This is a genomic window from Mesorhizobium sp. M1328 (assembly GCF_040318075.1).
Taxonomy (GTDB): Bacteria; Pseudomonadota; Alphaproteobacteria; order Rhizobiales; family Rhizobiaceae; genus Mesorhizobium.
This window is the reverse complement of the sequence record NZ_JAMYLO010000002.1, coordinates 379,928-393,800: the sequence shown is the minus strand read 5'-3', so window position 1 is coordinate 393,800 and position 13,873 is coordinate 379,928. Positions and strand designations below refer to the sequence as shown.

At 61.5% G+C, this 13,873-nt stretch carries 11 protein-coding genes; 4 read left to right on the top strand and 7 right to left on the bottom strand.

The annotated features are described in order from the left end of the window. The first annotated feature begins 895 nt into the window (after positions 1-895). Positions 896-1,363, top strand: coding sequence for a hypothetical protein (locus NKH23_RS06405; protein ID WP_352912602.1), 468 nt, complete (start codon positions 896-898; stop codon positions 1,361-1,363). A gap of 39 nt (positions 1,364-1,402) precedes the next feature. Here NKH23_RS06405 and NKH23_RS06400 read toward each other — a convergent pair whose 3' ends face one another. From NKH23_RS06400 to NKH23_RS06390, 3 genes are all read right to left on the bottom strand, one after another. Then, complete coding sequence (locus tag NKH23_RS06400) at positions 1,403-2,077, bottom strand: LuxR C-terminal-related transcriptional regulator (RefSeq protein WP_352713353.1); 675 nt, start codon at positions 2,075-2,077, stop codon at positions 1,403-1,405. Then, on the bottom strand, positions 2,074-3,384 hold the full coding sequence (locus NKH23_RS06395) for a sensor histidine kinase (protein ID WP_352912632.1): 1,311 nt from the start codon (positions 3,382-3,384) through the stop codon (positions 2,074-2,076). The genes NKH23_RS06400 and NKH23_RS06395 overlap by 4 nt, the downstream gene beginning before the upstream one ends. 280 nt (positions 3,385-3,664) lie before the next feature. Continuing rightward, positions 3,665-5,182: a S10 family peptidase gene (locus tag NKH23_RS06390; RefSeq protein WP_352912603.1), complete on the bottom strand. Its 1,518-nt coding sequence runs from the start codon at positions 5,180-5,182 to the stop codon at positions 3,665-3,667. 280 nt (positions 5,183-5,462) lie between these two features. Between NKH23_RS06390 and NKH23_RS06385 the strand changes: the two genes are divergently transcribed. Next, the gene (locus NKH23_RS06385; protein ID WP_352713361.1) at positions 5,463-5,966 is read left to right on the top strand and encodes a hypothetical protein; all 504 of its coding nucleotides are present in this window, start codon (positions 5,463-5,465) and stop codon (positions 5,964-5,966) included. 114 nt (positions 5,967-6,080) lie between these two features. Here NKH23_RS06385 and NKH23_RS06380 read toward each other — a convergent pair whose 3' ends face one another. After that, positions 6,081-7,415, bottom strand: a complete 1,335-nt coding sequence (locus tag NKH23_RS06380) for a four-carbon acid sugar kinase family protein (RefSeq protein WP_352912604.1) — start codon at positions 7,413-7,415, stop codon at positions 6,081-6,083. 4 nt (positions 7,416-7,419) lie between these two features. Then, entirely contained in the window at positions 7,420-8,682 is a 1,263-nt protein-coding gene (gene oiaX, locus NKH23_RS06375) for a 3-oxo-isoapionate-4-phosphate decarboxylase OiaX (RefSeq protein ID WP_352713366.1), read from the bottom strand. Positions 8,683-8,865: 183 nt separating this feature from the next. Between oiaX and NKH23_RS06370 the strand changes: the two genes are divergently transcribed. Continuing rightward, positions 8,866-9,579: a transcriptional regulator NanR gene (locus NKH23_RS06370; RefSeq protein ID WP_352713369.1), complete on the top strand. Its 714-nt coding sequence runs from the start codon at positions 8,866-8,868 to the stop codon at positions 9,577-9,579. A gap of 309 nt (positions 9,580-9,888) precedes the next feature. Beyond that, the gene (locus tag NKH23_RS06365) at positions 9,889-10,857 is read left to right on the top strand and encodes a GlxA family transcriptional regulator (RefSeq protein ID WP_352713371.1); all 969 of its coding nucleotides are present in this window, start codon (positions 9,889-9,891) and stop codon (positions 10,855-10,857) included. Between the two features lie 77 nt (positions 10,858-10,934). On the opposite strand, the gene apnL is transcribed toward NKH23_RS06365, so the two are convergent. Together apnL and NKH23_RS06355 are read right to left on the bottom strand one after the other, a co-directional pair. Continuing rightward, positions 10,935-12,842, bottom strand: a complete 1,908-nt coding sequence (apnL, locus tag NKH23_RS06360; RefSeq protein WP_352713374.1) for a D-apionate lactonase — start codon at positions 12,840-12,842, stop codon at positions 10,935-10,937. Further along, positions 12,839-13,873, bottom strand: coding sequence for a Gfo/Idh/MocA family protein (locus NKH23_RS06355; protein ID WP_352713376.1), 1,035 nt, complete (start codon positions 13,871-13,873; stop codon positions 12,839-12,841). The genes apnL and NKH23_RS06355 overlap by 4 nt, the downstream gene beginning before the upstream one ends.

Sequence of the window (13,873 nt, the reverse complement as noted above, 5' to 3'; positions counted from 1 at the left end):
AGATTATGAGTACATGAATGCATTTGCAAATCGATTTTTTCCGGCGTCTCGCAAAAGGGCCATCAGGCGGATTGCACAAATGCCAAAAGAAAAGGCCGGACTGTTGAGCCCGGCCAAGCGTGAAGGTCTATAACCTCGAGAGGGGAACACGCCGGACGCAATGGGAGGAGACATCCGACGCAGCTTAGATGTGGGTCTGTATTGGTGACGTTTCAACGACATAGCAGTGGACCAACGTCGCTGTTGCCATAGTGCCAGGAACGCAAAGCATTCGAAGGAAGCGGTGGATCGCAGCCGCCAGGTGGATACAAAGGGCGCCGAACGCAGGGCGGGGTCCATTGCTCCTGGTATTGGACTTCAGTCTGTAAGACTGTCGACCAAGGACCTGCACGGCCAAACTTTGGTCCGAGGCTGCTATCGCAAAAGCCCGAAAGGCGACAGTTTCAGGAACCGAGTTCCGATGGCCCCGTTGCGATGCCGACTGTTACAGGAGGCCGCTATGGACCCGAGCGTTCACCAGGCACGTTGGCTGCTTTTTCCGTTATTTGGCCTGTGTTTCGGGATCACGGCAATTGGATTCATAGTTGGCTGATGGTGGGAAGTCGGCGCTTTCGCCGAGAGACGCAACCAAAGGAAGGCAAAAAACTTGCGCAGTAAATAGTCCCTTCCTGCGCTAGCGAGACCCACCAGTTACCATCGTGGAACTGGTGGGTCTTGACGTCCCGGATGCAAACCATTGTTTTAAGCGTCACACGAATTCGAACAGGAGGCAGTACGACAGAGCCGTATGGTTAAGGGCATTTCCGACATGCGACTGGCAAGTTCACTGATGACGACCCGGAGACGAAGGACCGGATCTTCACGAGGACGTCGTGTCGGCATTTCTGTAGTCGTGTTGACCTTCATTCTCGTCGTGAGCCCCTATCGCGTCATGTTCGACGGACCGTCGCCGACGCTCGGCCCGCAAACTGCCTGGGCCAAAGATGGTGGTAGTGGTAGCGGGGACGGAAATGGCAATGGGAACGGGAACGGGAACGGCAATTCCGGCAATCCAGGTGGAAACTCTGGCAACTCAAACTCGAATAGCAATGCGGGCAAGGACAAAGCAAAGTCGCAGGAGGACAATCCCCCTGATCTGGCCCCTGCGGCAAACCCCGACAGCAAGCCGAAACTCTTCATCAATGCAACCACGGGAGACCGGGTCGAGGTGAGCGGGCCGAGCATTGGCGTGGTGCATTCGAACGGCCTCAGCGAGCGCATTGATAGCGGCCAATATGAAATGCGAGATGCCAAGGGCCGCACCATCATTCGGCGCCTGGCGACGCGTTCCGATCGGGACAGGTTGCTTGAAATGATCAACTGAGGGCCAGTTCACATAGCCGCGCCGTGCGGCAATTTCGGCTCAAGCATGATCGCGAACAGGCGGATGCCGGCGCTCAGTCGCGTCGCGCAAGGTCATCGCGGCTTCGGTCCTGTTGCTGACGTTGAGCTTGGCCAGGATTCGCGTCATGTGGTGCTTTATCGTTTTCTCATGCAGGTTCAGCCGAAGCCCGATCCGCTTGTTGCTCAGTCCCGCGGCCACCAGCGTCAGGATCTCCCTTTCGCGGCTGGTGAGTTCGGCAAGTCCGTCAGCTTTCGCCGGCTCATTTGATTGAGCCGACAGATCGGCCAACAGGCGCGCCGACAATTGTGGACAGACATATCGTTCGCCCGACGCTACCGTGCGCAGGATCGCAGCCAACGTCCTCGACCCGACCCCCTTCAGAACATAGCCCCTTGCCCCGCTCTGCAACGCGGTCATCACGTGCTGGTTTTCTTCCGAAACGGTCAGCATCACAATTTTCAGTGCCGGATGCCGCTCCAGGGCCGGTCCGATCACGCCAAGGCCACCTCCAGGAACCGAGATGTCCATCAGCAGAATGTCGGGCCGCTGGTCTTCGATTATCCGCAGGGCATCGTCTCTGCTGCTTCCTTCACCGACGATCTCGAACCCGCCGATCTGATCGAGCGTGCGCACAACGCCTTCCCTGAACAGCGGGTGGTCGTCGACGATGGCGAGTTTGATGGCTACTGTCATGTCTGCCCCATTTCAACGATGTTGAGGGCCATTCTTACGACTGTGCCACTCTGTGAGGAAGTCACGGTAAACTGGCCCCCGAGGCTTTCCACCCGCTCGCGCAGCCCAACGAGTCCCAGCCTCTCGGGACGCACGATTTGCGGGTCAAACCCAGCGCCGGCGTCGGACACTTCGATACAAACGCGCTCGCCGTCGAAATGTTTCTCGACCGACTGACCTTCACCTCCGGCATGGCGGAATCCATTGTTCAGCGCCTCCTGGACGAAGCGGAAGATGCAGATCTTGGCCGCTGGCGACAACGGCGTATGGCCGCCGGTCATCGATAATCTCACTTTGACGCCGGTTCGTTCTTCGTGCGCCTGTACGGCAAGCTGGAGAATCTCACCCAGTTCGGCATGCTCGATATGCGGCAGGACAAGGCCCTTGCTGATGCTCCTGATCTCGCGCATGGCATTGTCCAGATGTGCTTTGATGGCCAGCAATTCCTGTGCACGCTTCGATTGCGTCGTAGCGGGATCGCCAATGACGGGGCTGTCGATCCCCAGCGCCGCGAGAGCAACCAGTTGCGCGGGGCCATCGTGCAAGTCCGCACCGATGCGCCTGAGATAGCGTTCGTTAACTGCGGTGGCACGCTGCGAGGCACGCTGCACCCGCAGCCTCAACAGTCTGTTTTGAGCAAGCAGATCGGAAAGCTCGGCAATGCGCTGCTTCAACGAGCGGCTCTGCGAACTGATCGTGCGGCTGCCACGGAACACGATTGCCGACAGTCCGAGAAAGAAGGCCGCTGTGACGGCGGCAACGTCCAGCCAGGTTCGAATGAGTGCCTGATGCAGGTTTCTTTCAAAATCAGTGGCGACCTCGTAGAATTCCGAAACGGCTACCACTTCCCCCGACCATGGCTGCAGCACCGGATTGTAGATCTCGAGGAGATGCAAGCCGCTGGCTCTTTCGGCCTCGCTGTCCGGATCGTCGAGCTTGTCGAACTCCGAAACCATTTGGCCTGCGAATGCTGCCCGGAGATTGTCGCTGGGTTCAAAGCGCTTGCCCATCAATGTCTTGTCGGTCGAATACAGGATGGTTCCGTCGCGACGCCAGAGCTTGAACGATTCGAGCCTTGTGCCGAGTGCCCCTTGTCCCAGCGTTTCATCGAGCGCGTGGGCGACGCTCTCGTCGAGGACTTCGCTCTTGCGCATATCCGGAAGCAGCGGCGCGATAACGCTGTCCACGTAAAGAGCCGTAGCGGAAGCCGAATTCTGCGTGACCACGGCTTCTATGTGGCTCGTGACTGAAATCCCGACCACCACCATGGCCGACAGGGAGAATAGACCGCCCGCGAGCAGGAACTGCGTGGCCAGCGACAGCGCATTCCAGCGGTCGACGAGGCTTGTCAGCCTGTGTGGCCTGGTATTCCGAATGGCCCGCTCGGCAGCACGCCGCACCAGTGGCGCGATTCTGGAGAGCCGGCTAATCCGCTGTCGAACGTCGCTAAAAGACGCCATCCTAGGTGTGTAACCGATCAATCGCGATGGAACTAGGGCCTGATGAGAGGGCGAACAGCGCATCCGGCGCTTTTTTGCGCAAACCGTCTCATTGCGTCGTTCGGTAAAGCTCGGACGCGGCCTGCTTCAGTGCCGCCCGTCCATCCGGCCTCAGATACATCATGTGCCCGCCCTCCAGCACCTCGCTGCGAATGGGCTTTGCGCCGGCAAGCGAAGGAATTTGACCAAGCAGGTAGCGCGAGCCCATATACGGTGTCACCAGGTCGCTGTAGCCGTTGACGATCAGCACGCCGAGGCTGGGGTTCAGCGTGCGCGCCTGCTGAAGGTCGTCCATGACACCCGCATAGCCCTGACGCGTCGGGCTCGTTCCATAGTCCCAATTGCCGCTGACTTCGCGGTTGAGAAGCCGATAGCTGATATCCGTACGGAAGTTCAATTCATCACGCACATAGCCGACGAAAGCGGAGGTGAGCGCCGGCACGCTTCGATCGAGCACCGGATCGGGACCCTCGACTCCCAGGCTCTCTGGCGCCACGTCCGCTGTAGCGATGTTGCCGTCATAGGCGCTGAGAACATTGCCCTTTGCCCGTGCAAACTCCTTGGCGAAGAGCCCTATGGGAATGCGTGCAAAGTGCCGCTGGACGAGATCGAGCGGCAGACCGGTGATTGCGGCGACACGCTGGCTCGCCAGGCGTCCACCTTGCTCCAGCCCACCGGCCAGCGCGGCCAGATAATCGCCGAGCGCATAGCGTTCGACTTCGGCCAGCCGCTCCTGCAGAGCCGGGCCGGAAACGCCTTCGCTGTGCAGGCGCACTGCCGCCAGCGACGGCAGTTCCAGCGCCCAGTGGAGCGGCTGGAACTCGTCCGGGCGCACCAGCGTGAATTCGAGCGCCGGCGAAATCAGCACGACGCCGCTCGGGCTGATGCCGATGTCTTCCTGAAGCTTCCTGGCGAGCAATGCTGCTCGGAAGCCGCCATAGCTCTCGCCAGCCAGGAAGACAGGCGATGCCGTTCGGTTCGTCTGCGCCAGATAGAGCCGGATAAACGCGCCTATCGACGCGGCGTCCTGGCTGACGCCCCAGAAGCTGTGTGCTTCCGTGCCGGGCGCTTCACGGCTGTAACCGGTTCCGACAGGGTCCACAAAGACCAGGTCCGTCATGTCAAGCCAAGTGTCGGGGTTATCGAACAGCCTCTGTGGCGGCGGCAGGAAACTTCCATCGGCCGCAGTCGCCAGGACCCGCGGACCGAGCGCGCCGAGATGAAGATATGCGGAAGCTGCTCCCGGACCGCCATTGAACACGAAGGTGATCGGGCGCCGCGGATCCGGTCCCATGTCTTTCCCGGGGTGCAGAGCATAGGCGACATAGAAAATCTCGGCGGTGATATCGCCTTTGCCGGACGGCAATGACAGCGTGCCGGCCTTGGCCTCGTAATCGAGCGTGCGTCCGGCAATGGAGATCGAATGATCGGAAGTCTGCGGCGGTGGCAGGAGCGAGAGAACCCCGCCCGTGGGCGGCGGCCGCTGGGCCGTCTCCGCATGACCGACCCCGGCGCCGGCAGCCAACAGCAGAAGAGCGAGGGCGATTTCTTGCAGCTTGATAGGCATGACGTCTCCGGAACAATTGGCTGGAAACTAGCACACCGTCGGCCGAACCAAAGTCACAGCACCGTGCGTCAGTACATCTGACAAGAAGGGGTCGGGTTTGGAAATCCGATGCCCAGGCGGAAGATAGGGCGCGAGGGTCACGGCGGCAGCCTCAACCTCTTGCAGCGGATGCGTGCGGCGGAATGGCGGACCAAACGACTTCGTGAATTTTGTGCCGGTTGACTCGATTGGCCCACTTCCTAAGTTGGCATTCGGGGCTCCCGTCCAATCCGAAGTTGGTATGACATCTTTCCACACCCGAAAGCTTGCCCTTCTCCTTCTATCGGCAAGCGCCTTCATCCTGTCTTCCTGCGTCATGCCAGACGACACGTCGAGCACTGCGAAGGAGGACGCCACGGCGGCGGCAGCCCGCAAGGAGATGGTCGGCCTTAGCGAGGCGGACGTTCGAATGTGCGCCGGCTTTCCGACCGCCACTGCCGCTGTCGGCAAATCCGGCCAGATCTGGACCTATCAGCGCGTCGTTCAACGTGGCAATCTCAACATTGTGGTTCCGACGGTGGCCATTGGCCCCGTTCCGGCGCTCGGAGGTTCCGTCAACGTCGCCCCCGGCGGCTATTGCAACACACAAATTCGAATGGTTGACGGTCATGTTGCCGAGGTTGCCTACGCCGGCGACAACAACCTGCCGAACAACCGCGATGCGCTCTGTGTCAGCACGGTGGACGCCTGTGTCGCCTATGCCCGTCAGTATCATCCAAGCAGGGCAATAGGCCGTACAAGATAGCGGGATGAGTGGCATTGCCGCTGATCTGAACGCCTGAAGTTTTCTGGTTTGCCGACTAATGATTATCCTAGATCTCGATTGAGCATCACCGATTTGACCTGATATTCCCCGCTCTCAACCGCCGACCCCATCGCGAATAGCGGAGAAATAGCGGTCGGTTCCGACCTGCCCGCCCTTGAGGGCAATTTCCAGCCCGTCGATCGCCTTGATGCGCGAGTGCGCCACACAAAGCGGCGAACCCGGCGATGCCGGCAGCGGCATTCGCACCGTCAGCGCGTCGACGCCCATCTGGCCCAGTGCATGGCTCGACGTGTCGCCGCCGGCGATGACCACGCGCAGTAGCTTCTCTTGAAGCGTCAGTTCGCGGAGAAGCTCGCCAAGGCCGCGGCCGAGCTTATGGCGGGCGCCTTCCCGGAGGTCGATTTCAGCACCGCGGTCGGCCGCAGGTCCGAGCGCGGTGTAGAGGATGACGCTCCGCCCGGCCCGTAGGCTGGAGCGGCCGGTTGCAACCGCGCGCGCAATAGCGTCGTTCGAAGCCTCGGAAACCAGTTCGACCGGGTCGAGCTCGATCCCGTCGAAGCCTTCGGCCAGAGCATGCCGGATCTGTCGTTCCGTCGTCGGCGAGCAGCTCCCCGAGACCACGGCGATCCTGCCGGCAGCGCCCGGCGGCGAAAAGGCGGGTTTGGCATCCACGATCCGGTTCGATGCCCATTCGGCCAGCAAGGCATATTCGATGCCCGAAGAGCCGACGACGAAATAACCGCCCGGCTTGCGAGCGCGCCAAATCTCCTTGCCGGCAAGCGCCTGGGTTTCCGGGCTATCGACATCGACAAGCACGATACCTGTGCCATTCTCCACAAGCCGGTCGAATGCTTCCGACCGCGACGCAGACTGCAGCGTCGCCAGGTCGACCAGCCCAGACCTGAGGTCGGTCTGGCGCGACAGATGAATCAGCAGGTCGGATTCGTCCATCGGCGTGGTCGGATGGCGGCTCATCACGGGATGGCGGTCGATGCGGAAATATTTTTCGCGATAGGCAGCGAAGAGATGACCGAAGGCGGTGTAGCGCTTCAGCTGCGGCGCGCCGACCACCAGCGGCACGCTGCCTTGCCGGAAAACCGAGCGGCCGATCTCGATCGCCCGGCCGATGCTGCCGATCGCCGGGCTGGAATCGAAGGTCGAGCAGACCTTGTAGTGGCAGATCTCGGCGTTGACGGTCTTCAGCCAGGCGAAGGCATCTCGCAGATGCGTGTCCATCCACAGCGGTGTCTCACTGCGGCTGGTGCCGGCCAGCCCGAGGGCGCGGCAATGCGCGAATTGCGAAAGCAGCGCCTCGTCCGGCCGGCGCATGAACAGCACGGTCGGCACGCCGCCGAGCTCGAGCGCCTCCATGACGTCGGTGGAGCCGGTCAGGTCGTCGCCATAGTAACTCAGAAGCAGGTTTTGCATGGCGTCAGGCCGCCTCGCCGCCGCCGAACTTCTCGATCGACCGCGCCAGCTCGACATGGCCCAAGGCATAATCCGCCAACGGAATGTCTTGGACCGCTGCTTGCCAGGCTTGCTGCACGGCGCGGACGCCGGCGCCCGGCCCGTCCGGGTGGCTGACGATGCCACCGCCGCAGAGATAGAGAAGATCGACCGTCCGGCCGGTTCGCTGGAAGGTTTCAGGCGCCTGCCCGCCCCACTGGCCGGAGCCGGCGACCGGCAATGCGCAATCGGCCGGCGAAAAGATCGGCGTGGTCACCGCCTTGAAGGATTCGACAAAGGACCAGTCGGGTTCCCAGTATTTCGAGGCGATACCGTTGATCTGGAACTGGTCGACGCCGAGCAGCCGCCAGAACTGCTGCCAGACCTTGAAATCCATACCGAGGCCGGGATGACGGGTGAGAATGTCCCAGCCATTGCGGTGGGCATGGAGCACCAGGCTGGAGCGTTTTCGGAGGTAAGCCATACCGCCGAAACCGATCGAATTGATGTTGACCACCGCGCAATTGCCGCCGGCCTTTGCCACCAGGTCGTGGTTTCGCATCATCTCGTCGGGATCGGCATGTGAGATGCCGAAGGCATACATGACCTTCTTGCCGGTCTTCTGCTCGTGGTCGACGATCAGCGGCATGATTGCCCTCACCCGCTCCGACAGCGGTGAATAGGCCGGGCTCATCAGCTTCTCGTCATCCTTGATGAAATCGACGCCGGCGGCAATCAATTCTTGCACCATCGCGGCCGTCTCGTGCGGGCGGAGCCCCAGCGCCGGCTTGACGATGGTCCCGATGATCGGACGACCCGCGACGCCGGTCAGCGTGCGGCTGCCTGCGACGCCGAATTGCGGACCCGGATGCGTGCCCCGGTACTCCTCGGGTAGCTTCATGTCGACCACACGAATGCCGGACAGGCCCTTGATCGAAAACGTGCCGCCGATGGCGATAGTCATCAGCGCCGACAGGTCGGTGCCGATGGCGTCCAGCGGAAACGCGATGTCGACGTCGGCGCGCTTGACCGGGCCGTTGCTGGCTTCGGGGCAGGTTTCGGGAAGAGACGGCCGATCCGCATCCGGCAGATGCCGTATCGCCAGGACCCGCGCCGCGACCCTGGCCTTGAGTTCTTCGGTCTCGCCGGCCAGCGCGACGAAGGTTCCGGTCGACTGGTCGCTTGCGATCTTGGCCGCCAGCGCCTCGATATTGCCGGGCGTTTCGATGCGATAGGTGAGAACAATCATATTTGCGCGGCCTGTCAGGGTGGTTCGAAAAAGGTTCCTTGGCCCACGAAATCTGGTATAATGAGTACATAAGCATTGCAAGCCCTATCCGGCTTGGCAGGTAAGGGCGAGCCGGCAACAGGCGTTCCGGGATTCACGGCGGAAATGCTAGGTATAGGCCGGTCAAAGGAGTGATTCGCGACGATGAACCGTTCGGAGCCGATCGTCCGGCGCAAGCTTTCCGACGAAGTATTCTTGAGACTGAAGCGCCTGATCACCAGCGGCGAATTGCTGCCGGGTGACGACATGCCATCGGAGCGCGAATTGATGGAGCGCTTCGAGGTCGGCAGGCCGGCGATCCGCGAGGCGATGCAGGCGTTGAGCAATATGGGACTGGTCGCGATCTCGCATGGCGAGCGGGCCAAGGTGCTGCAGCTGACCGCCAAGTCGATCATCAAGCAGGTCGACGGCGCAGCCAAGATCATCCTGTCGTCATCGAAGGACACGCTCGAGCACCTCAAGAACGCGCGCATCTTCTTCGAGCGCGGCATGGTCAAGGAAGCTGCAGAAAAGGCCACAGCCGAGGACGTGCAGCGGCTGCGGGCAACGGTCGCCGAGCAGCGCAGCCATCGTGGCGACTCGGAAGCCTTCATATCCGCCGACATGAAATTCCACACCCAGATCGCGGCAATATCCGGCAACCCGATCTATGTCGCCGTCAGCGAGGCAATGCTTGGCTGGCTAAAGGAATACCACACCGAAATGCTGATCTGGACCGGCAAGGAAAAGTTCACGCTGACCGAGCACGAAGAGATCATCGGACGCATCGAAGCCAAGGATGTGGATGGCGCCGAGAAGGCGATGATCAAGCACCTCGAACGCTCGCGTGCGCTCTACGTGATGAACTCCGGAAACTGAAAATCTAGAGCAAGGTCCCGACCGGCGTAGCGGCCGGCACCGTGCTCTCGGCCTACTGACTGACCACAGATCAGCCTGAGCCCGGACCGACGCAGTTTTCTGTTGCCGTCTGAATCCGATGTATTTGCCGCGTGTTTTCATTCAGCGATTTCAGCATTTGTAGTTCCCAGCCATGGATTTCCGCGGGCGGCGTCGTCGGCAGCCCGCATGCGGCCATCCTGGAGGCGCCGCGGTTGCTCTGGAATTGGCAATTTTGACAAAGACTATGCTAGACTTGCCAGTCGACGAGAACGACACTGGAGTACCGCAATGGCTGTCAGGAGCCTCCACGTTGTGATCTGGCTGCCGTCGAATTTCTATTCGGCCGTTGTCTCGACGCTCGTGGAAATGTTTCAGCTTGTGAATGACGTCTGCCGTTCACAGGTTCTTTCATGTGAGTTCGTTTCAAGGGGCGCGCCGTCGACATCAAGCACCGGAATTTCCTTCCCGACAAAGGCTCAACCATCCCGGAAAATGGATGTCCTGATTCTCATTGCGATGCCGGGTGTCGAGATTCCCGAGCTTCTGCGCTCGCTCGACGAGGAGAGTGAACATTCAAAACCGCTGATCGCGCTCGCACAACAGCAGGGCGCAATCATCGCAGCACATTGCGGTGCATGTTATCTGCTCGCCAATTCAGGATTATTGGACGGCAAACGCGCAACGATATCCTGGTGGCTGAAAGCCGAGGCAAGCCGCCGGTTTCCGCAAGTGCGATGGGACGCTTCCCGCTTGCTCATTCGCCAGGACCGCCTTTACACATGCGGAGGCGGGTTTTCCGGGCTCGAACTCGCCAGGGCTTTGCTGATCGATCTGGGCTTCTCGAAGGAGGAGCGAATCATTCGAAAACTTCTGGTTCTTCCTCCGCCGCGCAAATTCCAGAGTCCCTACGAATTTCCTCTCGACGAAATTTCGAACGAGGCCAGCCCATTCGAGAACAAGCTGCGCGAGCTCTCGAAAGACAAGATGTCGGAAATCGATCTGAAATTTCTCGCAACCGAATTGGGCATGTCTTCGCGAACCCTGTCTCGCAGATTTTTCGACGAACTCCAGACAACGCCGGGAAAATGGATCCAGGAACGGCGGCTGGAGTTGGCAAAATCCATGCTTGAGGAAACGAAACTGAGCGTGTCAGAAATTTGCTATCGGGTGGGATATCAAGACGTCGCCTCGTTCAGCCGTCTTTTTTCCAAGACAACTGGAATGGCGCCAGGCGAGTTTCGAAAGCAAATCCGGTGACAAGTCGGCAACGGAAGTGCTGCGGCTGCGGGCAACCGCTGCGGAAGGCGGCTACCCATGAACCTCGGCAAATGACTTCAGCCGACCCGCACGATTGCGTAGGGCGTCATCACAAGACGGTCTCGGCCCGACGCGTCTTGCTGAATCTGGCGTGACATTCGTCCATCCCAAATCTTGAGAGGGCCCTGATCGGAGCCGAGCCCGGAAACGTCGACCGGAACGTCGTCCGGGGTAAGATTCGCCAGCCAGACGATGATCTTGCCTGTCTGGGAGCGGCCGGCCAGCGCCAGCACCCGCGTCTCATCAGTCGTTGTCGCCGCCACATGCGCATGGCCGGCCAGCTCGCAAAGTCCTTTCACCGCGTGGAAAATCGGCCGGGGTGTACCTTCTTCGACAGGTTCGCCCGACGAGGCCAGTACGCCGAATGGTCCGGTGAAGCTGCAGAGCGTGAGCATTTCGAGCCCGGCCGGCGCAACATGTGCGGCATAGCCGATCGTCCATGCGGCCCCGAACAGCCCGGCATGGCGCGGGTCGCGGTCGGCCATGGCGATGCGCTGATTGTCGGGATTGGCCTTGGTCGCGCCGCCGTAAGGGTTCTGGCGCATGGCAATGGTCGACGGCCCGATCCGGTAAGGTTTTGTTCCAAAGATCGCCCGTACAGACGCCGTTATGAAAGGCAGTGCCTCCAGCGATTGCATGACGCTGAGATCGTCGGCGGCATGCACGATCGGGGAGGTGCAATGCGTGACGAAATCGAGCGGATCGGCCGGCACACGCTTGCGGTTGAGTTCGGTGAAATAGCTGAACATGCCGCCGCCGAGGCGGGTGTCGGGAAAGGCGCGCCGCGCCGCGGCATAGACGTCTTCGAGCGGCGGGCATTGCGGCCACGCGCTGCCCGGTGGCGTCGACTGCCGGTCGACCGAGGGCGAGACGGCAATGGCCGAAAGCTTGAGCCCGGCCTGGCGCACCCTGTCGGCGACGCCTGAAAGCTCGGCGTCGAGATCGCCGTCGCCGGCAATGACACATTCGAGCGTTGTCCGGACCGGATAGGCGGCGGCGAGCCTGGCATAGGACCGCAAGGCGGCGAGCCCGTGGCCGCGCGTCGGGTCATAGTGGAACATCAATTGCTGCGGGCCAAGCCCGGACAGCACCGACAGCTTGCCCAGCGCCGCCTCGACCTCATCCGGGTAGATGATAACGCCGATATCCGGCAGCACCGGTCCGGCTTGGCCGAGCCTGACACGAATCGGTTCGGCACTTGCCGCGGCGGCCGGCACTTTCCCGCGACCCGCCACCCGCAAGCTGATGGTTTGGCGGAAGGTCTCGCCGGCCGGCAGCACGTATGGCCATGGCAGCGCGAGCGGCCGGACATAGGTCTTGTAGGAGGCATCCGACCAGTTGCGCTGGTCCTCCATCTCGAAGGTATCGCCTTCCATCCGGCATTCGGCGGTGACGCCCGGCCGGACCTGGTGGGTGATCGCCCGCAGATCCTTGAACGGCTGCCAGGGATCGATCAGCTCTGGAAGCCTGGTCGCGACCACGCTGCCATCGGTATGCTCGACCGTGACCGGGCTGCCGGCCAGGCCGGCGATCGGATGCAGGATGCAGAAACCACAGCGATTGGTTTCGAAATCGCTGTCGGGAAGAGCGCTCACGTCGAAGACCAATTGGCCATCGGCGGAGCCCTTGATGGTCGCGCGGAAGTCGAGCCGGCTGCCGTCCGGTGCCCGGCAATTTGCCGAATAGCTGACGGAAAAAGCCTCGGCATCCTGCTCGATAACAAGGTTGGTGAGCCCCGGCTCGTAGGTGCCCCAGTCGCGATCCCTGACGATGTAGGCGATGGCGCGCAAAACTTCGGTGTCGCCGTGCCGGATGGTGCGCAGATTGCCGTTGACGAAGTCCGCCGTCAGCGCGCCGGCGCGCAGCCTGACCGGTTCGGCTTCAACGGCACGTGTACCGTAGAGGAGGAAGGCGTCGGCTGTCATTTCAGCAAGGCGTCGAGTTGCACCGGTTCGCGGCTTGCGGCGCCGGCGTACGCTGCCTCGACCAGCGCTAATGTCTTCAGGTTGTCCGCGCCCGAGGTCGCGGGCTCGGTTCCATTGGTCAGGCAATCGACCCAATGCTTTTGAATGGCGACGACGCTTTCCTGGATGTTGTGCCACGGCCGCGATGCCCAAGGCAGCAGCGGCGGCGAGACGTCGCTGACGGCCGTCCCGCTCCTGCCGGTGACGGTGAGGCGGTAGCCCTGCGCCAGCCGGATCGTGCCGTCCTTGCCGTCGAGCTCGATCAGCGTCTCGGGAAACGGCTCTGTCGCGAGCTTGCTTGCATAGCTGCAATCGACCACGGAAGTGGCGCCGCTCGTATGGTCCATCAGCATCGTCGCAACGTCCTCGCCGGCAATGGCAGGGTTGACGCGCGCCGTTCGGGCGGTGACCGTCGAGACGTCGCCCAGCAGAAAGCGGGCGATGTCGAGGATATGGATGCCGAGATCCTCGATAATGAAGCGCTTGCCGGTCGCAAGATAGGGCTGGCCGGAAAACACGTCATAGGCAGAGCGGAACGAGATCCGTCCGAAGAAGGGCGTGCCGACCTCACCGCTGTCGAGTACGGCGCGCACCGCCTGGATCGGCGACTGCCAGCGAAAATTTTCATGCACCATCAACGGCACGCCGGCGTCGGCACAGGCCTTCACCATCGCCTTGGCATCGGCAAGCGTCGGCGCAAACGGTTTTTGGCAAATTGCCGGAACGCCGTGCTGCGCCGCCATCTCGACGAGCGTTCTGTGGCTTGGTGCGGTGGTGGCGATGTCGACGAAATCCAGCCTTTCGCCGGCAAACAAAGCGGCCGCATCGGTATAGCGCCGCGCAATCCCGAACTGGTCGCCGACGACCCGCAGCCGGTCCGGATCGCGGTCGCAGATAGCCACGATCGAGGCGCCCTCCACGTCGCGCCAGGCATGCATCTGGTTGACGGCAAAGAAGCCGCAGCCGATCAGCGCTCCACGCAGCTCCGCCAT